At 46.9% G+C, this 18,207-nt stretch carries 22 protein-coding genes; 4 read left to right on the forward strand and 18 right to left on the reverse strand.

The genetic code is table 11. The annotated features are described in order from the left end of the window. Positions 1-254: 254 nt before the first annotated feature. The 18 genes from QZZ36_RS12140 to QZZ36_RS12225 all read right to left on the reverse strand — a co-directional run bounded on the left by QZZ36_RS12140 (position 255) and on the right by QZZ36_RS12225 (position 14,351). Positions 255-686 (reverse strand): hypothetical protein, encoded by a 432-nt coding sequence (locus QZZ36_RS12140; RefSeq protein WP_295081889.1) that lies wholly within the window; start codon positions 684-686, stop codon positions 255-257. 97 nt (positions 687-783) lie between these two features. Further along, the gene (locus tag QZZ36_RS12145) at positions 784-1,212 is read right to left on the reverse strand and encodes a hypothetical protein (protein ID WP_295081891.1); all 429 of its coding nucleotides are present in this window, start codon (positions 1,210-1,212) and stop codon (positions 784-786) included. A gap of 78 nt (positions 1,213-1,290) precedes the next feature. After that, positions 1,291-2,037, reverse strand: coding sequence for an HNH endonuclease signature motif containing protein (locus tag QZZ36_RS12150; protein WP_295081893.1), 747 nt, complete (start codon positions 2,035-2,037; stop codon positions 1,291-1,293). Between the two features lie 63 nt (positions 2,038-2,100). Further along, positions 2,101-3,006 (reverse strand): ornithine carbamoyltransferase, encoded by a 906-nt coding sequence (gene argF / locus QZZ36_RS12155; RefSeq protein ID WP_295081897.1) that lies wholly within the window; start codon positions 3,004-3,006, stop codon positions 2,101-2,103. Positions 3,007-3,038: 32 nt separating this feature from the next. Then, positions 3,039-3,500 (reverse strand): hypothetical protein, encoded by a 462-nt coding sequence (locus QZZ36_RS12160; protein ID WP_295081900.1) that lies wholly within the window; start codon positions 3,498-3,500, stop codon positions 3,039-3,041. Between the two features lie 2 nt (positions 3,501-3,502). Beyond that, a complete protein-coding gene (locus tag QZZ36_RS12165) occupies positions 3,503-4,672 on the reverse strand; it encodes an aspartate aminotransferase family protein (protein ID WP_295081906.1) in 1,170 nt (389 codons plus the stop codon). Positions 4,673-4,820: 148 nt separating this feature from the next. Then, positions 4,821-5,687 carry an acetylglutamate kinase gene (gene argB, locus QZZ36_RS12170; protein WP_295081909.1) on the reverse strand — a complete coding sequence of 289 codons (867 nt, stop codon included), beginning with the start codon at positions 5,685-5,687 and terminating at the stop codon, positions 4,821-4,823. A gap of 21 nt (positions 5,688-5,708) precedes the next feature. After that, positions 5,709-6,236 (reverse strand): hypothetical protein, encoded by a 528-nt coding sequence (locus tag QZZ36_RS12175; protein ID WP_295081916.1) that lies wholly within the window; start codon positions 6,234-6,236, stop codon positions 5,709-5,711. A gap of 118 nt (positions 6,237-6,354) precedes the next feature. Next, positions 6,355-7,170 carry a hypothetical protein gene (locus QZZ36_RS12180; protein WP_295081919.1) on the reverse strand — a complete coding sequence of 272 codons (816 nt, stop codon included), beginning with the start codon at positions 7,168-7,170 and terminating at the stop codon, positions 6,355-6,357. A 44-nt stretch (positions 7,171-7,214) separates the two neighbouring features. Beyond that, the gene (locus QZZ36_RS12185; RefSeq protein WP_295081926.1) at positions 7,215-7,727 is read right to left on the reverse strand and encodes a hypothetical protein; all 513 of its coding nucleotides are present in this window, start codon (positions 7,725-7,727) and stop codon (positions 7,215-7,217) included. A 54-nt stretch (positions 7,728-7,781) separates the two neighbouring features. Continuing rightward, positions 7,782-9,062, reverse strand: coding sequence for a bifunctional glutamate N-acetyltransferase/amino-acid acetyltransferase ArgJ (argJ, locus tag QZZ36_RS12190; protein WP_295081929.1), 1,281 nt, complete (start codon positions 9,060-9,062; stop codon positions 7,782-7,784). Continuing rightward, a complete protein-coding gene (locus QZZ36_RS12195) occupies positions 9,049-9,474 on the reverse strand; it encodes a contact-dependent growth inhibition system immunity protein (protein ID WP_295081932.1) in 426 nt (141 codons plus the stop codon). Before QZZ36_RS12195 ends, argJ begins: the two co-directional genes overlap by 14 nt. A gap of 29 nt (positions 9,475-9,503) precedes the next feature. Beyond that, positions 9,504-10,457, reverse strand: a complete 954-nt coding sequence (argC, locus tag QZZ36_RS12200) for an N-acetyl-gamma-glutamyl-phosphate reductase (protein ID WP_295081935.1) — start codon at positions 10,455-10,457, stop codon at positions 9,504-9,506. Between the two features lie 215 nt (positions 10,458-10,672). Continuing rightward, a complete protein-coding gene (locus QZZ36_RS12205; RefSeq protein WP_295081945.1) occupies positions 10,673-10,921 on the reverse strand; it encodes a hypothetical protein in 249 nt (82 codons plus the stop codon). A 1-nt stretch (position 10,922) separates the two neighbouring features. After that, positions 10,923-12,302, reverse strand: a complete 1,380-nt coding sequence (gene argH, locus QZZ36_RS12210; RefSeq protein ID WP_295081955.1) for an argininosuccinate lyase — start codon at positions 12,300-12,302, stop codon at positions 10,923-10,925. A 13-nt stretch (positions 12,303-12,315) separates the two neighbouring features. Next, the gene (locus tag QZZ36_RS12215; RefSeq protein WP_295081965.1) at positions 12,316-12,759 is read right to left on the reverse strand and encodes a GNAT family N-acetyltransferase; all 444 of its coding nucleotides are present in this window, start codon (positions 12,757-12,759) and stop codon (positions 12,316-12,318) included. Between the two features lie 137 nt (positions 12,760-12,896). Further along, complete coding sequence (locus tag QZZ36_RS12220; protein WP_295081969.1) at positions 12,897-13,109, reverse strand: hypothetical protein; 213 nt, start codon at positions 13,107-13,109, stop codon at positions 12,897-12,899. Between the two features lie 6 nt (positions 13,110-13,115). Then, on the reverse strand, positions 13,116-14,351 hold the full coding sequence (locus tag QZZ36_RS12225) for an argininosuccinate synthase (RefSeq protein ID WP_295081972.1): 1,236 nt from the start codon (positions 14,349-14,351) through the stop codon (positions 13,116-13,118). Positions 14,352-14,728: 377 nt separating this feature from the next. Between QZZ36_RS12225 and QZZ36_RS12230 the strand changes: the two genes are divergently transcribed. The 4 genes from QZZ36_RS12230 to QZZ36_RS12245 all read left to right on the forward strand — a co-directional run bounded on the left by QZZ36_RS12230 (position 14,729) and on the right by QZZ36_RS12245 (position 18,180). Beyond that, positions 14,729-15,673, forward strand: a complete 945-nt coding sequence (locus QZZ36_RS12230) for an L-lactate dehydrogenase (RefSeq protein ID WP_295081976.1) — start codon at positions 14,729-14,731, stop codon at positions 15,671-15,673. Positions 15,674-15,934: 261 nt separating this feature from the next. Then, complete coding sequence (hydF, locus tag QZZ36_RS12235) at positions 15,935-17,134, forward strand: [FeFe] hydrogenase H-cluster maturation GTPase HydF (protein ID WP_295081979.1); 1,200 nt, start codon at positions 15,935-15,937, stop codon at positions 17,132-17,134. Positions 17,135-17,197: 63 nt separating this feature from the next. Next, positions 17,198-17,698, forward strand: coding sequence for a hypothetical protein (locus QZZ36_RS12240; RefSeq protein WP_295081983.1), 501 nt, complete (start codon positions 17,198-17,200; stop codon positions 17,696-17,698). A gap of 134 nt (positions 17,699-17,832) precedes the next feature. Beyond that, on the forward strand, positions 17,833-18,180 hold the full coding sequence (locus QZZ36_RS12245; RefSeq protein WP_295081986.1) for a type II toxin-antitoxin system PemK/MazF family toxin: 348 nt from the start codon (positions 17,833-17,835) through the stop codon (positions 18,178-18,180). Positions 18,181-18,207 lie beyond the last annotated feature (27 nt).

The raw sequence follows: 18,207 nt of genomic DNA on the forward strand, positions 1-18,207 counted from the left end.
TACTTTCGCGTAATTTTTTAGTCTTTTCTTGACCTTTTCTTCTCTCCACTGATCTCTCAGCTTCAAAAAGGAATCTCAAGGGTCGTTACTTTTTTTCCTTCGCATTGTTCAATTTTCAAGATGCTGTCGTGTCTGCCCGAAGGCTGTTGTCCTCAGGCGACTTAATTATTATATCACGCTGCGCAGCGTTTGTCAACTAAAATAATCGCCGTTGAATCGGCGGCTTTTTATACATTATGCCCTATATTTATATATCATATACCGCAATAATCCCAGTAGCCCTTAGCTTTATCCGGATACAGCCCCTTTATATGATCGTAAAGCACAAAAAGCTCCTTATCCGCTTCACCGCTCTTGCAGTATTCTATCTCCTCTTTTGTTATCCTCTCCGTGAGCTCCTGTCTGCCGCCTCTGTATTCTATCTCCATTACAAGATGATAGAAACGTGCACCTGTCCGTCCCTTTTTTCGCAGCATTATATAATATCTCACACGGATAATACTGTCCATTCTGATATCTTTTCTGAATATACCGTGCTTCATCATCAGCCACTGCTCGTCAAACATCACTATCATCGGAGAAAGCGATACTGCAACAGCTATTATAAAATATATGAAGAGAACCACCATTGCAAGTCCGCATATTGGCTTCCACGCGGACTCAAACAGAGACACTGCAAGCAGCATTACTCCTATATATTATAAACATACCTATCTCGTACCATCTTTCAAGCGCAACAGCTCCGGATACCTCTATCTTTTTTATACCTTATCACCACTGAATTCACTTGATGTATGCGTAAAAGAATCTTCCCGCAAAAAGAAGCGACATTGCCACCAGTGCGGCGGCTATCGTGATATGCTTCTGCACATCTGCTTCAAACTTGAAGCTTTCCGGATCCTTCGGATCGCAGAGGATAATATGAGTGGAACCCACTTTCATCGGCTGGGTATAGTCTGCTCTGTCGTCAGCCTCATAGCTCCTGCCGTCGAGCTCATATTTAAGCGTGTGCGTATAATGGCTCAGCGTCTTTTTGGTAATTACGATAAGATGTCCGAAAAGTCCTCCTTTTCTCTTCAGGACCTCCTTCACATCTATTACCTCTGCCTTTGCCGGTACGCCGTACTTTTTCAGGTACAGCAGTCTCGCAAGATAGAAAACGCCTGCTATTGCTATCGCCAAACCCACACAGGCAAGTATCAGATAATACATTTTTATCACCTCGTATGCCATAATAGCATTTTTTCGGGGGTTTGTCAATGAGAAAAGCGGACAGTTTATGCTGTCCGCTTAATTTTGTTTCTTTGAACCTTTTCGATAATTGCATTTATCACAAAGGACTTGAAGATTGCTTTCAACGGTCTTGCCGCCATTTTTAATTGCAATTATATGATCAACATGAAGTCCTACCTCATCGGGCATATACTTGCCACATTTTTGACAAGTATAATTATCGCGTTTAATAATAAGCTGCCTTAGCTCCTTTGTCATTAGCTTTCTTTGATTTTTGGCATAATACTTTTGTCGCGTTGTTTCAAAATCTATTTCTTCAAGTTCATCATATATTTCAAGCAATTGTTTTAATGTCAGTTTATAAACGCCTTCAGTATTATTAACAGAATAAGCCTGTTTTTTATAGTTTGATTGTTTATACCTGACTTGCCTGCGAAAGAAAACATATTGATATATCGGATATTCACTGCTATTAACAGCATTTTTCATATTATTGTATATCTGTGTCTTACGTTCTTTTCCAAGATGAGTCTTTTCTAATATACGCCTGCAATCGTTATCCCACTTACTTATAACATGATTATAATGGTTTACCGCATTATAATCTTTATTATCAATTACCCATTGGTCTACACAGTCTTTATATGAAGGCTGTTTGCGTCCGGATATATCAATTGAATATTTAATTACCGGATATGTAAATGGATTTATATGGCTAATTATTATGAATACTACAATTACAATTAGTGTTACAATTATTGCGGCACCGCCAAGAATACACAATTTCAATAATATACTATTCATATCATTCCCTTTGTATTTCGTCGTACATAGCCTAAGGACTAACAGCTAAAGGCAACAGCCAAATCAGGACATCAGCTTTACCATTACCGCCTTCTGAGCGTGGAGACGGTTCTCGGCTTCCTCAAATATCTCGTCTGCGTGAGCCTCGAATACCTTCTCTGTGATCTCCTCCTCGCGGTGTGCAGGGAGACAGTGAAGAACTATCGCATCCGCATTTGCCTTTGTCATGAGGTCGTCGTTGATCTGATAGCCTGCGAAAGCCTTTCTGCGCTTCTCGGCTTCGCCCTCCTGACCCATGGAAGCCCATACGTCTGTGATGAGCACATCTGCGCCCTTTGCAGCCTGTGCCGGTAAATTTGTCATCTCGAACTTATCACCGTAGCCCTTTGCAAAGTCAAGTATCTCCTTAGGCGGCTGATAGTCGTCGGGGCAAGCGATAGCCACCGACATACCTACCTTTAAGCAGCCTACGATAAGAGAGTTCGCCATATTGTTTCCGTCGCCGATAAAGCACATTTTGAGTCCGTCGAAGCTGCCCTTGAACTCACGGATAGTCATAAGGTCAGCCAGCACCTGACAGGGGTGACAGAAGTCCGTAAGGCCGTTGATTATCGGTATAGAACCGTACTCGGCAAGGTCCTCGACCTCCTTCTGCTCAAAGGTACGTATCATTATGCCGTCAAGGTAGCGTGAAAGAACTCTCGCAGTATCCTGCACAGGCTCTCCGCGGCCTATCTGGAGGTCGTTAGAGGAGAGGAACAACGGATATCCGCCCAGCTGATACATTCCTGTCTCAAACGAAACTCTTGTACGTGTGGAGGACTTCTGGAATATCATTCCGAGAGTCTTGCCCTTGAGGTGCGGGTGCGGGATACCGTGCTTCAGCTCATACTTGAGCTGGTCAGCAAGGTTGAGTATCTCAATGATCTCCTCTGTGCTGAGATCGAGCATTTTAAGTAAGTGTTTCATATTATCTATCCTTCCAATCAAAAATCGCTTAATTACTTGTTCATTTCACCGAACGCCTTGTCTATCGCCACAGCGAACAGCGATATATAGTCGTCAAAGGCTTTGTTCTCCACATCGAAGTGGTACTGCATCTCTCCGTTTACTCCGAGAAGGCTCTGTATCGTTCCGACCTTCGCGTCATCGAGCAGTATCTCAAAATTCTTTCTGTCCTTGCTTGTTATCTCAAAGCGCATGGTCTTGTTCTTTGCCTTGATAGTAGGATTGAGGAACAGAGATGTACACTCCATTGACATAAATACATTGTCATTGAGGATTATGGTGAAGAACGGTCTCTTAGCGTCGCCTGTCTGAACGAGAGTATAGAGGTTGTAATTACTTGCGTCCATCAGATTATAGCGGGCTCCGAAGCCTTTTTTCTTTATACTGTAGATAAGACGACCAGTTTTGTCCTGAACGGTATACTTGCCGCCCTTTCCGATCACCTGAAACTCCATAATCATTCCTCCAGTATCTCTATCAGAATCTTCAGTCCGTCCTTCAGCTCGTCATAAGAAATTGTAAGCGGAGGAAGAAGTCTTACCTTCTCTTTGGCAGTAAGAATGAGGAGTCCCCTGTCGAGAGCTTTCTGTGCGACATCGTGGGTGTCCTTGCTTTTAAGCTTTATTCCCACCATAAGACCGATACCTGTTATGTGATCGACCTCGCTGCATTTTTCAAGCTCGCTCCTTATGAATTCGCTCTTCTTGTTCACCTCTTCAAGAAAACCGTCGCTTCCGATCCTGTCGAGGACCGCAAGTCCGCCTGCACAGGCAATGGGATTGCCGCCGAAGGTCGAGCCGTGAGTACCTGCTGTGAGGACTCCGCTGCACTTCTCATTCACAAGGCAGGCTCCCATGGGAAGTCCGCCTGCGATACCCTTTGCAAGCGTGGTGATATCAGCTTTTTTGCCAAAGTGATCTCCCGCGAGGAATTTACCCGTCCTTCCGACACCGGTCTGTACCTCGTCGGCGATAACGAGTATATCCTTCTTTGCGCACAGTTCGTAAACAGCGTCCACAAATTCCTGACCGAGAACGTTGACGCCGCCCTCTCCCTGTACATATTCGAGCATTACCGCGCAAACCGTATCATCCTGAAGCTTTGCTTCAAGGTCTGCGATATCGTTTGCCTTCACGTTCACGAAACCTTCCACGAACGGAAAGAAGTAATTGTGGAACACATCCTGACCCGTAGCGGAAAGAGTAGCGATAGTCCTGCCGTGGAAGGAATTCACAAGGGTGATTATAGTATGCCTGCCCTTGCCGTATTTATCGAAGCTGTACTTCCTTGCCACCTTTATGGCGCACTCGTTTGCTTCTGCGCCGCTGTTGCAGAAAAATACCGACTTATATCCGGAGATATCGCAGAGCTTTTCCGCGAAATCAGCCTGCACCTTAGTGTAGTAGTAATTCGAGCTGTGCTGGAGGGTCCTTACCTGAGTGCATACAGCGTCAGCCCATTTCTCATCACAGTAGCCGAGAGAGTTTGTACCTATACCGCTTCCTAAGTCGATGTATCCCTTGCCGTTTTCGTCCTTACAGCGTCTGCCGCTTCCCTGCTCCATAACGAGGGGATAGCGTCCGTAGGACTGCATAACGTGCGAATTGAATTTATCTATTGTATTCATATAAAAGTCCTCCTTGGGGCAGACTGCCGCGGACTTATCAGACACACTATTATTATAGCGCCGAATGGCAGTCAAAATCAATCAATTAAGATTTTTTATAAGTAAATTTTTTGTATACAAGTAAATTATTTTACGAGCGGTAACTCTATCATACAAACTGCGTACCGATTCCTTCGTTGGAAAGTATCTCGATAAGTATGGAATGAGGCACTCTTCCGTCGATGATAACGGTCTTTCTCACGCCGCGTCTGACAGCCTCGACGCAGCAGTCTATCTTTGGTATCATGCCGCCTGAGATTATGCCCTGTCTCTTGAGGAAGGGCACTTCGCTGACGTTGACCTCCGGGATAAGAGTTGACGGGTCGTCCTTGTCCCTGAGAAGTCCTGCTATATCCGTCATGAGGATAAGGTTCTCGGCGCCAAGCTCAGCAGCTATTCTTGCGGCTGCTGTATCCGCGTTGATATTGTAGGTATTGCCCTCCGCGTCTGTGGCAACTGTTGCGATGACCGGGATATTGCCGTTTGCAAGGGCGTCTGTTATCGGCTTTGTGTTGACCTTTGTTATCTCGCCCACCCAGCCGAGATCCTGACCGTCGTCGGTCTTTTTCTTTTCGGCTACAAGCATTTCTCCGTCGATACCGCAGAGACCCACAGCGCTGCCCTTATGCTGCGCAAGGAGCTGCACCAGTTCCTTGTTGACCTTGCCGGAGAGTACCATCTTTACCACATCTACCGTAGCGTCGTCGGTATATCTCAGACCGTTCACAAAGCGGCTCTCTATGTTGAGCTTTTTGAGCATATCGCTTATCTCCGGACCGCCGCCGTGTACAAGGACTACCTTTACGCCTACCAGTGAAAGGAGTACGATATCCGTCATTACGGCGTCCTTGAGTTCCTTGTTGGTCATGGCGTTTCCGCCGTACTTGATAACGAGTATCTTGTTATTGTACTTCTGTATGTATGGCAGGGCGTCAATAAGCACCTGCGACTTTTCATTGTTTGATATCTTTTCCATTTTTCCTTAACTTCCTTTTATTTAAACTTGATAATCATAAGCCTTGCATTTTTCTATAGCCTGATCGAGTATTTCCTTTACCCGACAAGGATCTTCCACATCAGGGAAAACATAATCTGCACACTTTTTTGTGTTTCCATCAATTATTGCTTTGACGATAAGTTTTCCTGTATTATTTTCTGCAACGGCATTTGCACTTACAACATCTTCAAGTGGTATCTCCTGCCAGTAATTAACTCCAAAAGATATTAATCTTCTGTCTGTCAGGCAATAGTTCAGCCCCATACGACAGGCTTTGATATGTCCTTTTATAATAATTGTCATTACAAGGATGAAAGAAATATTACGAAACAGTATATGTGGCCAGGTCATCAACATTCCCCCAAGTATAAATATCACATTAGTGCCAAACAACGACAAAATAACACCTATAATAAACATGATTTTAGTTCTTTTTTCAATTTTTAGAACTGTTTTACCTATTTTTTCGTGCTTTTCATCTCTGCCAGGGAAAGTGGTGTCGTGTATACCGGTGTCCTTGACACACAAGTATCTGCTCACCTTTCATTAGTTTAATATCATATACAGACTTTCCTGGAGGGTAGTGGACATTATTGCCGAAACAGTCAGTTCCTTCATCTTTTTTCCTTCCGAACATACCCCACCTTTAGTAGCCCTTTCCTTGGTTTTGATAATTTTTGCACCGTACGCCTACGCAGGCGTCGTCGATTATCTGCTTTACACGCACCGGGTCCTGTATGTTTTTTATTACGATCAGGGTTCTTCCTGCTCCGTCGATCTGGTTATACCTGGTGATTTCCGCGGAATCAAGCATACCACGCAGATTTATGGTTAATTTCCCTGTATTATTGCCGCTCATGGACGCATTTGTACTAATTATACGCTGAAGCCCGGCTGATTTAAACTGACCGTACGTATACTGCATAATTCTTTTGTCGGTCACGGCGTATAATCCCTGATCAATATTCATTACCAGTAATACAATGCCTGTTACAATAAATGCTAATCCTATAAATGCTGCAAAACACGTAAACATCAGGACTATACCTATGACCAGAATTGTGAGTCCCGGAGAGCTGTCTTTTTTCATGCTCTCAGGATTCTGCTTTGCCGGATCGCCGGAACCGCCTGCCCACAGCAGATGCTCGTTGGACTCCAGATAAGCCTCAAACATACTCTCTATAGAGTTATAGTTATCATAAGGTCTCTGCTCTGTATCCGCGTCGGCGTAGGTCTGTTCGTGACTGTGGTCACATTCCCTGATCTCGTTTATGTTCGGATAGGACTGCTCATGACTGTGCCTGCACTCCCAGAGATCGTCCATATCCTCATAGGTCTGCTCATGACTGTGGGTACACTCCCTGCGGTATTCATCAGACGGAGCTATATAATCATCGTCATACTTTGCCGCATTTCTCTCATTATAATCATCGTAGCTGTCATATTTTTTTCTGCCGAACATAAAATCCCCCCCAACAAATCATTGATCGTATATCCTGATTTTTCTTATGAGCCGCAGAGCTTCATCTGCTTTTGTATGATATCGACGACCTTTACGCCGTCATCAATATCCCAGAGATAGTATGTATTTTTTCCCCCATTGGTATCCTTAGGCTGTATACACAGCGTGATGTATTCTCTGCCAGTCTTCTTCTCTGTACTTACATATACCATGGATATTTCACGGAACTCTATCTTTCTGCACAGCTTCTCGCTGAATATGAGCACACGCTTGTTCGTGATAAAGTACGAGCCCGTCACATCATGGGTGCTCAGAATAATAACTATCCCGGCAATAGAAAAAACAGCAGCAAACATGAGATTTTCAATGCTGACTCCATCTGTTATTACCGACACATTTCCTGCAAAGATAAATACCAGCCCGAAACAGATAGTAACAATTGAAAAATCCCAGTGTAGCTTTACGTAATCTGTCACCTTGCTCCAGATGATCTGCTCGTCTTTTTTAAGGTACTTTTTCTGCACCTTCTCGACGCTCATACCTTTCATTAAAAACATAATCTCACCAGCCCTGACAGCGTTCCGCCTGTCTGCATATAAAGCCGCGAATCATCAGCTTCTGTAATCGCCGTTGATCTTTACGTAGTCATAGGTAAGGTCGCAGCCCCATGCGATAGCTCTGCCCTTGCCATCGCCCATAGAAACGAGTATCTGTACCTCTTCCTCCTTGAGTATCTCCTTTGCCAGCTCCTCGGAGAACTCGATGACATTTCCCTTGCGTCCGAGAGGGATAGTGCCTCCTGCGGAAGCCATGTCCACATCGACATTTGAAATGTCAAATGAAGCGTCGGTATATCCAACAGCGCAGTATATTCTTCCTGCGTTGGCGTCTTCGCCGAATATCATAGCCTTTATAAGACTGGAGCCTATAACTGATTTTGCCACCTTTTCTGCGATCTCGTCGCTCTCAGCGCCCTTTACGGCGCACTCCACAAGCTTTGTAGCGCCCTCGCCGTCCCTTGCCATTTTACGTGCAAGGTTCATAAGTATGCCGTAGAGAGCGTGTCTGAACTTCTCGTACTCTCCGTCCTCCTCGGTGATGGGCTTGTTGCCTGCCTCGCCGGAAGCGAGTATGCATACCATATCGTTTGTGGAGGTGTCTCCGTCAACGCTTACTCTGTTGAGAGTTACCTTGATTATATCGTCAAGGGCGTGCTGCATCATTTCCGGAGTTATATCCACGTCTGTGGTAAGGAAGGTAAGAGTGGTCGCCATGTTCGGGTGTATCATGCCGCTGCCCTTGAGCATACCGCCCATGGTGCAGGTCTTTCCGCCAAGCTCGAATTGTACGGCTATTTCCTTTTCCTGTGTATCCGTAGTCATGATAGCTTCAAGAGCCCGCTTGTTGCCGTCATAGGTAAGTCCCTCTGCAAGACCGTCCATAGCCTTTTCGATAGGCTCTATGGGAAGCACCTGTCCTATAACGCCCGTGGAAGCTACGATAACGTCGTTTTCGTCGATACCGAGGCTCTTTGCAGCGAGCTGACACATTTTTGTCGCCTTCTCAACGCCGTCGGGGTTGCAGGTATTTGCGTTTACGGAGTTTACGATAACAGTTCTTGCCTTTCCGTTTCTCAGGTGCTCCTTTGTGACGAGTATGGGAGCTCCCTTGACTTTATTTGTGGTATATACGGCAGCTGCGCTGCACTCCTTGTCGGCAACTATAAGCGCAAGGTCGTTTTTCTTCTTTGCTGCGGGGATAACATTCTCCTCAGCCGCATCTCCGAGAGGCTTGTGCGCAAGTCCGCACTGCACTCCGTTTGCCCTGAATCCCTTTGCGGCGCAAACGCCGCCCTCTATGAATGTTATTCCTTTAAGTTCAACAAGCTTCATCTGTTTCCTCCTTGATCTTCTGTGCGAACTTTGCAATGATGTCCATATATTCGTTCTTCTCTTCATCGGAAGCCCAATTGTGAGCCTTTGCCATAAGACCTGCCTTTTCGAGAACGGGTCCCATCTGAGGATAAAAGAGTTTCAGGTACTTTTCCTTGCCCGAATACAGATTGAACATGAGCTGTCCCTCGAACATCTCTCCTACGAAAGGATCGTCGCTCAGCATTTCTATAGCTCTCTTTATCGCAACGCGGGAGCATATTTTCTGACGGAGCATACGGCTGACGTCAGAAACATTCAGCTGATCCTTTGTCTTTTCCATTATGGTATTGAACCATTCGTCAACGATATAATCTATACCGTCATCTTCGATAAGGTCATATTCATATATCTCGCGAAGTGTCTTGCTCATTTTACTTCCCCCCGTTTTTCTTGCATTAGTTATATAAGGCCTGTTGTTTCGTCTATTCCCATCATTATGTTAAGGCACTGCACCGCAGCTCCGCTTGCGCCCTTGCCTAAATTATCGAGGCGCGAGCAAAGGAGTATCTGCTCGTCATTGCCGAAAACAAAAACCTGTAATTTGTTCTGTCCGCTCAGTGTATTTGAAGCAAGGAAGAAGCTCTTCTGCTCCTCAGCGGACATAAGAGGCATTACCTCTATCATGTTTGCGCCCGCGTAGTGCTTTGCGTACATCTCATGCACCTGCTGCGCTGTGATCTTCCTGTCAAGAGTCCTTGTCTGTATGGGTACGCTCACGACCATTCCGCTGAAGTAGTCGCATACCATAGGATTGAACATAGGCGTGTAGGTAAGTCCCGATACCGCTTTCATCTCCGGCAGATGCTTGTGCTGCTGAGAGAGTGCGTACTGACGAGGACTATTGAACTCAAAGGGCTTGTCCTCACCCTCGTAGACTGCTATCGCCTTCTTGCCTGCTCCGCTGTAGCCCGATGTTGCGTAGGCGAACACAGGATAGTCCGCAGGTATTATACCGTTATTCACCAGCGGATATACTATGGAAGCAAATCCGCTTGCGTAGCAGCCCGGAACAGCAACTCTGTTCGAGGTCTCTATCTTTTTCCTGTGAGCCGGTGAAAGCTCCGGGAAGCCGTAAGCCCAGTCGGGATTTGTGCGGTGGGCTGTGGAAGCGTCTATTATACGCACATGGTCGTTATCCTTGTCGATGAAGGATACTGCCTCTATGGAAGCGGCGTCCGGCAGGCAGAGGAATACATAGTCCGCGCTGTTGATAAGTCTTGCACGCTCGGCAGGGTCCTTTCTCAGCTCCTCGCTGATCTTCATGATCTCAAGGTCGTGCCTGTCTTTGAAACGCTCCTGTATTTTAAGACCTGTCGTTCCTTCCTGACCGTCTATGTAGATTTTTACTGACATTTTTATTCCTCCGTTTTTCGTGTCTTTCATAGGGGACGCCTTCACTTGCAAGGCGTCCCCTCTCCCCGAACAGTCCGGTGGACTGTTCGGGGATCCACCCCTTGCGAAGCGCCTGTCGTATCCGGGGCTCTGCCCCGAACCCCGCAAGGGCTGTCAGCCCTTGACCTGACCAAAGGGGTAGTGACCCCTTTGGAATCCCTTTCAATGGCTAACGGCTATTTTCTGCGCTTGTTGACCTTGCGCTCGTATTTAAGCTGTTTCGGGTCTTCAAGTTCAGAGGTATCCTCTATCATCGAGTGCCAGACGCTTATCGCAAGAGTTATCACAACGACAGCGGCGCACCATACTATATGAGTACCCGGTCTTACCGCGAGCCAGAGCCCCATTATAACCTCTCCGACCACCCATATAAGACCCATGAGTATCGAAAGACCTAAAATAAAGCTTATATCCTTTTTCTTCATATCAGATACCCAGTGCCTTTTCCGCAAGAGCTATCTGTTCCTTTACCGCGTCAGGCGAGGGACCGCCCTCGGACTTGCGCTCACGGACGCAGGTGTCAAGACTTATAGCCTCGTATACGTCCTCGGTAAAGAGCTCCGTCATAGCTCTGTAATCCTCGATAGGCATAGTTTCGAGAGTGAGACCCTTCTCTATGCACTGAGCAACGAGAGTTCCGGTTATCTTGTAGGCGTCGCGGAAGGGCATACCCTTTTTTACGAGGTAGTCCGCGCAGTCAGTGGCGTTTATGAAGCCTCTTGCGGCAGCGTTCCTCATATTGTCCTTGAGCACACGCATAGTGGCGAGCATGGGAGTAAAGGTCTTAACGCAGAGCTTTACATTGTCCACGGCGTCGAATATAGCCTCCTTGTCCTCCTGCATATCCTTATTATATGCAAGGGGAAGTCCTTTCATCATAGTGAGCAGGGTCATGAGGTCGCCGTTTACTCTTCCTGTCTTGCCGCGGATAAGCTCCGTAACGTCCGGGTTCTTCTTCTGAGGCATGATCGATGAGCCTGTAGCGAATGCGTCGTCGAGCTCCACGAACTTGAACTCCCACGAGCACCAGAGGATTATCTCCTCGGAAAATCTTGAAAGGTGTGTCATGAGAAGCGACAGAGCGCAGTTCAGTTCAACGCAGTAATCCCTGTCCGCAACTCCGTCAAGGCTGTTTGGCATAGGAGCCGTAAAGCCAAGGAGTTCCGAGGTCTGCTTCCTGTTTGTTTTATATGTCGTACCTGCAAGAGCGCCGCTGCCGAGAGGGCAGTAGTTCATTCTCCTTGCGGTATCCTGTAATCTTTCCATATCCCGGAGAAGCATCCACACATAAGCCATAAGGTGATGTGCGAGGGTTATGGGCTGAGCACGCTGTAAATGGGTATATCCGGGCATTATGGTCCCGGTGTGCTCCTTAGCCATATTGACGAGAGTAACTGCAAGCTCCTTCACCATTGAGTAGATCTCGTCTATCTCGTCCCTGAGGTAAAGTCTGAGATCGACTGCCACCTGATCGTTTCTTGAACGTGAGGTATGGAGTCTCTTTCCAACGTCGCCGAGACGCTTTGTGAGCTCCGCCTCCACGAACATATGGATATCCTCCGCATTGGGGTCGAGCTCCAGCTTTCCGCTGTCGATATCGGCAAGTATGCCCTTCAGTCCCTCAATTATTTCAAGACTGTCCTCCTTTGTGATTATGCCGCAGTCTCCCAGCATTGTGGCGTGGGCGATACTGCCCTGTATATCGTGACGGTACATACGTCCGTCAAAGGCAATTGAAGAATTGAAAGCGTTGACTCCTGCGTCAACCTGCTTTGAAAATCTGCCTGCCCACATCATATCTGCCATTGCTTTTACTCCTTTACGTGTCTATTCTTACGATATCTGCGAGGGAACGGTTCCTGTATGTCAGGTCATCTCTTACGTTGAATCCTACCTTCTCCCAAAAGGCATTGCCGTTCTCATTTCTTGAAAATACGACCAGAGCTACCTTGTTTATACCGAGCTCCTTCAGCGCTCTCAATGCCTCATTGACGAGCTTCGAGCCTATCCCCCGGCGTCTGTAGTCGGGGCTTACAGCCGTATGGTAGATGTATCCTCTTCTTCCGTCGTTGCCGGCAATGATAACTCCGGCTATGTTTCCGTCTTCCTCTGCAACGAAGCAGGTCTCCGGATTCCTTGCGAGGTACTTCTCTATCCCCTCTCTTGAATCGTCAAGATTGTTCAGTCCCATTCCTGCACATGAAAGCCACAGTGCGTAAACCTTATCGTAGTCATCAATGGTAAAGGGCCTAATATCCGCCATATATCCTCCTTGCAGCAAAAAACCATAACAGGCAGGAGAAGGCTCCCCTGCCTGAAACTAATACATTATTCTCTGAGCCGTTTTCTATGCTGTCAGGGAAGTTTATCCGCAAACTGGGTCCTTGACCCTGACGGATATCAGCCGAATGTGAATATGCTGTCGTTCAGCTTCAGAAACAGGAATGTTCCGAAAATCACTGCACCGATGAAATAAGCAGCATCATATTTCAGCCCCTTTACAGCTGTTTCCCTGTCACTTTCCAAAAGACTGATATTGGATATCACGTCTCTTCCGATCAGAAAAACAACGAACAGTGCACATATTATGAATATAATACTTACGAATTTCATAGATGATCACTTATTATTGCGCTTCTTGTCCAGCTGAGCTCTTACCTTTATCGGGAGACCGAAGAGGTTGATGAAGCCTGCTGCGTCAGCCTGGTTGTAAACCTCGTCCTCGTCGAATGTAGCAACTTCCTCATCGTAAAGAGTGTACGGTGAAGTTACGCCTGCATTGATGATATTGCCCTTGTAGAGCTTGAGCTTTACGTCGCCTGTAACTCTCTCCTGAGTCTTGCTTACGAAAGCGCTGAGAGCCTCGCGGAGAGGAGTGTACCACTGACCATTGTATACGATATCAGCGAACTTTATGCTGAGGTACTGCTTGATACGTGCAGTTTCCTTGTCGAGAGTGATAGTTTCGAGAACTTCGTGAGCGTGGTAAAGGATAGCGCCGCCGGGAGTTTCATATACGCCTCTTGACTTCATACCAACGAGACGGTTCTCAACCAGGTCTGCAAGACCGATACCGTTCTCGCCGCCAAGCTTGTTGAGAGCTGATACCATTTCAACGCCGTTCATCTTCTTTCCGTCCAGCATTGTGGGAACGCCCTTCTCGAAGTGGAGTGTGATGTATGTGGGCTTGTCGGGAGCGTCGATAGGTGAAACGCCCATTTCAAGGAAGCCCTTCTTCTCGTACTGAGGCTCGTTTGCGGGATCCTCAAGGTCGAGACCCTCGTGAGAGAGGTGCCATATATTCTTATCCTTTGAGTAGTTTGTCTCTCTGTTTATCTTCAGAGGAATGTTATGAGCCTCTGCGTAGTCGATCTCCTCGTCACGGCTCTTGATGGTCCATTCTCTCCAGGGAGCGATGATAGCCATTTCAGGAGCAAAAGCCTTGATAGCAAGCTCGAATCTTACCTGATCGTTGCCCTTTCCGGTGCAGCCGTGGCAGATAGCGTCAGCGCCCTCCTCAAGAGCGATCTCAGCGATACGCTTTGCGATGATCGGACGTGCGAAAGATGTACCGAGCATATATCTGTTCTCATAGATAGCGCCTGCCTGTACTGTAGGATAAACGTAGTCCTGAATGAACTCCTCCTTGAGATCGGCGATGATGAGCTTGGAAGCGCCTGTCTTTATAGCCTTCTCCTCAAGTCCGTCAAGCTCCGTGCCCTGTCCTACGTCACCGGAAACAGCGATAACCTCGCAGTTATTGTAGTTTTCCTTGAGCCACGGGATGATGATAGATGTATCGAGTCCGCCTGAATATGCGAGTACGACCTTCTTTATATCCTTCTTGTTAGCCATTGTGATTACCTCCTGAATATTATCGCCGCTTTAAGGCAGCGCAGATTAGCGATATAAATTTATTATACTACATAGTAAAATAATGTCAAGTACATTTGCATAAATATTCATTATTTTTAAAAATATTCATATTATTTCGCATATTATTCACTTTTGCATACATATTTTGGTACTGCCAGTTCTTCCTGTTATTATTCTTCGAGTTAAAAAGCTGTGTTAAATCCGGACCTGTTTTGTATGAATTTACGATTTTTCCGCAAACGAGGCTTTTTTTCTTGATATTTTCACATTTAGTCATTATAATAAAAGTACATAATGCTCTGCAAAGCGTTAAAGAGAGATGGCAGAGCCGTCCAACATATATGGAGGTAAATATTATGGCTGAAAAGAACGGTACAAAGATAACTATACTCGGCGCAGGCAATGTCGGCGCTTCTGTTGCTTATACTTTCGCTGTGGCAGGCACCTGCTCCGATATTGTCCTCGTTGATATCAACAAGGCAAAGGCAAAGGGCGAAGCTATGGATATCCGTCAGGGCGTTTCATTCGGCGAGAACGTAGAGGTATTCGACGGCTGCTACGAGGACGCAAAGGACTCTGATATCGTCGTTGTAACACTCGGTATCGCAAGAAAGCCCGGTCAGACACGTCTTGACCTCGCTCAGACAAACGTAAATATCATCAAGGAAGTAATGCCACAGGTGGCAAAATATGCTCCCGACGCTATATATGTGGTCGTCAGCAATCCCGTTGATGTCCTTACATACACTATCCTGAAATATACTGACCTAAAGCCCAATCAGGTGATCGGTTCGGGTACCGCTCTTGACACTTCAAGGCTCCGTTCGATCATTGCGGATCACGTAGGTCTCAGCCCCAACAGCATACACGCTTATGTATTCGGCGAGCACGGTGATTCTTCTTTCATTCCGTGGTCAATAATGAATATCGCAGGCGTTCCTGTGGATGAATACTGCGCAGATCAGGATCACGCCGATCTTGACGAGGAAGAGATAATTAATGAAGTCCGCGGCGCAGGCGCGGAAGTGATCAAGAGAAAGGGCGCTACCTTCTACGCTATCGCGATGACCGTAAACAAGATATGCGACACCGTTCTCCGTGACTCAAAGAATATCATCACGGTATCAACAATGATAAACGGCAGATACGGCATAAATGACGTATGTCTCAGCCTTCCCTTCGTTATCGGAAGCAACGGCATTGAGAGAGAAGTTTCTCCCAAGCTCAGCGACGAGGAGATCGCCAAGCTCCAGGCGAGCGCAAAGGCGCTCAGAAGTGTTATTGACCAGATCCAGTTCTGAGAAGCCGCAAATATGTTTTTACGCGGAGAACTCCAGGTTCTCCGCTTTTTTAAATTGTACGCGTTTAATAAGTAATTGCAGGGGCGAACAGCGTTCGCCCGCAAAATAACGGCGAGTATTACGGGCGGCGGAACGCCGCTCCTGCACATGGTTTCAGCATAATTGTATTGTAAGGCACGGACTGCCATAGGCAGCCCCTACAAGCTAATGGCTAACAGTTCGGGGGATAATATCTGCCCCTACAGAAAAGGAATGATAAATATGAGTTTAAACGATACACCCTCCTCGGAGAGAATCCACATCGGCTTCTTCGGACGGAGAAACGCAGGCAAATCCAGCGTGGTAAACGCTGTTACGGGTCAGGAGCTGTCCGTAGTATCCGACGTCAAGGGCACCACCACGGACCCGGTCACCAAGGCTATGGAGCTTCTCCCGCTGGGGCCTGTTGTTATAATTGACACTCCCGGCTTTGACGACGAGGGTTCTCTCGGCGAAATGAGAGTGCGCAAGACCAAGCAGATACTCAACCGCACAGACCTTGCTGTCCTCGTAGTTGACGGAACTGTGGGACTTACCGACACCGAGCGCCAGCTCACCGGCATTTTTGAAGAAAAGGATATCCCATATCTTATTGTATACAACAAGTCCGATATAGCTGAAAAGCGGGTCTGTCAGGACAATGAGTTTGAAGTCAGCGCACTGACAGGTGAAAACATCTATGAGCTGAAAGAGCGTATCGCAGCTCTCGCAAAGCTCCCCGCCGAGGAAAAGCGAATCATCGGCGATATGCTAAGTCCGGGGGATATGCTTGCGCTCGTAACTCCTATAGACGCGGCTGCTCCAAAGGGAAGAATGATACTTCCGCAGGTACAGACTCTCCGGGATATCCTCGACGCTGACGCTATGGCGGTATTCACCAAGGAATTCCAGCTTGCGGAAACTCTCGGAAAGCTGAGTTCGCCACCGAAACTGGTCATAACCGACAGTCAGGCTTTCGCCGTGGTGAGCAGAATAGTTCCGGAAAGCGTTCCTCTCACTTCATTTTCGATACTTATGGCACGGTACAAGGGCTTCCTTGAGACCTCAGTAAAGGGCGCGGCTGCCATAAAAAAACTGAATGACGGGGACACAGTCCTTATCTCCGAGGGCTGCACCCACCACCGCCAGTGCGGTGATATCGGCAGCGTGAAGCTGCCTGCCCTGCTGAAAAGGACCACAGGCAAGTCCCTGAACATAGAGCTGAGCTCAGGACGGGAGTTCCCGGAGGACCTGTCGAAATACAGCCTTGTGATACACTGCGGCGGCTGTATGCTGAACGAGCGTGAAATGGTCTACAGGCGGAAGTCCGCAGAGGATCAGAACGTCCCATTCACCAACTACGGCATAGCTCTTGCCATGATGAACGGCATACTCAAACGCAGTCTCGGCATATTCCCCGACCTCGCAGCCGAGATAGAATGAGATCCCGCCTGCCGTGTACAAAATATCCGCAACTCAAGATCTTTCAGATAAAGGAGCGATACAATGAAAAATATACTCACTATCAAATGCACTATTGACGATATTTCCGGATACAAGGAACGTTTCATGAATTTTTCCAGTCTCAGCGCGGCAGATAGATACGGTATCATAAAGGATAATATCCTCAGCTCGGACGCTGTCGTCTTTTTCAATATGACGGGCGGATTCATGATGGGAGGCAAGGAATCTCCCTGCATGGAGACACTAAAAAAATCAGCCGATATGTACGACGGTACAGTGATAGAATTCCCTGTACAAAACAGAACGGAAAATATCGGACAGTGCTTTAAGCTTGACATATCCTCGCCCGAAAAAAAGAAGCTGTTTCTTGACAATTACCGCTTTTACGACCATACCGACTTCACAATAGAGCTTCCCGAACCCGGTACTGCGTTCAGAGTTGTCGACGACCCTGATTATGAGCCGTATTCATTTTTCTTCCTGTCAGGTACGGAGCTTAAAATGCATATCGAACATCATACAAGAACGGTAAGTATTTTCTGAATCTCCTCAGTAAAGGCGCATAGGCAGAAATCCTCCCGTAAGCATATAATGAAAAGGGACTGCATAAACACAGTCTCAAAGGCAATAATAAGAACAGCAGTTCATATTCATTATATATACCGGGAGAAAACATCATGTCCGTCAGAAGAGGAGAAATTTATTACGCCGACCTCAGTCCCGTTGTAGGCTCTGAACAGGGCGGTATCAGACCTGTACTTATAGTTCAGAACGATGTGGGGAACAGGCACAGTCCCACGGTCATCGCCGCTGCGATAACCAGTCAGCGCGGCAAGAGCCGCCTGCCTACGCATATAGAAGTACAGGCAGAGCAGTGTGGTCTCGCAAAGGACAGTATAGTGCTGCTGGAGCAGATACGCACCATAGACAAAAAACGTCTGAAAGACAAGATGGGAGAGCTGGACCTTAACTCTATGGATAAGGTCAATACTGCTCTTTCTATAAGCTTCGGACTTGAAGTATAATTTTACGGGCGGATAATATCCGCCCCT

Source organism: Ruminococcus sp., assembly GCF_016287535.1.
Taxonomy (GTDB): Bacteria; Bacillota; Clostridia; order Oscillospirales; family Ruminococcaceae; genus Ruminococcus.

What these genes read in the sequence shown, in the direction of transcription:
- QZZ36_RS12140 (WP_295081889.1), bottom strand. Translation starts at nt 686, where the DNA reads ATGCTGCTTGCAGTGTCTCTGTTTGAGTCCGCGTGGAAGCCAATATGC.
- QZZ36_RS12145 (WP_295081891.1), bottom strand. Translation starts at nt 1,212, where the DNA reads ATGTATTATCTGATACTTGCCTGTGTGGGTTTGGCGATAGCAATAGCA.
- QZZ36_RS12150 (WP_295081893.1), bottom strand. Translation starts at nt 2,037, where the DNA reads ATGAATAGTATATTATTGAAATTGTGTATTCTTGGCGGTGCCGCAATA.
- argF (WP_295081897.1), bottom strand. Translation starts at nt 3,006, where the DNA reads ATGAAACACTTACTTAAAATGCTCGATCTCAGCACAGAGGAGATCATT.
- QZZ36_RS12160 (WP_295081900.1), bottom strand. Translation starts at nt 3,500, where the DNA reads ATGGAGTTTCAGGTGATCGGAAAGGGCGGCAAGTATACCGTTCAGGAC.
- QZZ36_RS12165 (WP_295081906.1), bottom strand. Translation starts at nt 4,672, where the DNA reads ATGAATACAATAGATAAATTCAATTCGCACGTTATGCAGTCCTACGGA.
- argB (WP_295081909.1), bottom strand. Translation starts at nt 5,687, where the DNA reads ATGGAAAAGATATCAAACAATGAAAAGTCGCAGGTGCTTATTGACGCC.
- QZZ36_RS12180 (WP_295081919.1), bottom strand. Translation starts at nt 7,170, where the DNA reads ATGTTCGGCAGAAAAAAATATGACAGCTACGATGATTATAATGAGAGA.
- QZZ36_RS12185 (WP_295081926.1), bottom strand. Translation starts at nt 7,727, where the DNA reads ATGTTTTTAATGAAAGGTATGAGCGTCGAGAAGGTGCAGAAAAAGTAC.
- argJ (WP_295081929.1), bottom strand. Translation starts at nt 9,062, where the DNA reads ATGAAGCTTGTTGAACTTAAAGGAATAACATTCATAGAGGGCGGCGTT.
- QZZ36_RS12195 (WP_295081932.1), bottom strand. Translation starts at nt 9,474, where the DNA reads ATGAGCAAGACACTTCGCGAGATATATGAATATGACCTTATCGAAGAT.
- argC (WP_295081935.1), bottom strand. Translation starts at nt 10,457, where the DNA reads ATGTCAGTAAAAATCTACATAGACGGTCAGGAAGGAACGACAGGTCTT.
- QZZ36_RS12205 (WP_295081945.1), bottom strand. Translation starts at nt 10,921, where the DNA reads ATGAAGAAAAAGGATATAAGCTTTATTTTAGGTCTTTCGATACTCATG.
- argH (WP_295081955.1), bottom strand. Translation starts at nt 12,302, where the DNA reads ATGGCAGATATGATGTGGGCAGGCAGATTTTCAAAGCAGGTTGACGCA.
- QZZ36_RS12215 (WP_295081965.1), bottom strand. Translation starts at nt 12,759, where the DNA reads ATGGCGGATATTAGGCCCTTTACCATTGATGACTACGATAAGGTTTAC.
- QZZ36_RS12220 (WP_295081969.1), bottom strand. Translation starts at nt 13,109, where the DNA reads ATGAAATTCGTAAGTATTATATTCATAATATGTGCACTGTTCGTTGTT.
- QZZ36_RS12225 (WP_295081972.1), bottom strand. Translation starts at nt 14,351, where the DNA reads ATGGCTAACAAGAAGGATATAAAGAAGGTCGTACTCGCATATTCAGGC.
- QZZ36_RS12230 (WP_295081976.1), top strand. Translation starts at nt 14,729, where the DNA reads ATGGCTGAAAAGAACGGTACAAAGATAACTATACTCGGCGCAGGCAAT.
- hydF (WP_295081979.1), top strand. Translation starts at nt 15,935, where the DNA reads ATGAGTTTAAACGATACACCCTCCTCGGAGAGAATCCACATCGGCTTC.
- QZZ36_RS12240 (WP_295081983.1), top strand. Translation starts at nt 17,198, where the DNA reads ATGAAAAATATACTCACTATCAAATGCACTATTGACGATATTTCCGGA.
- QZZ36_RS12245 (WP_295081986.1), top strand. Translation starts at nt 17,833, where the DNA reads ATGTCCGTCAGAAGAGGAGAAATTTATTACGCCGACCTCAGTCCCGTT.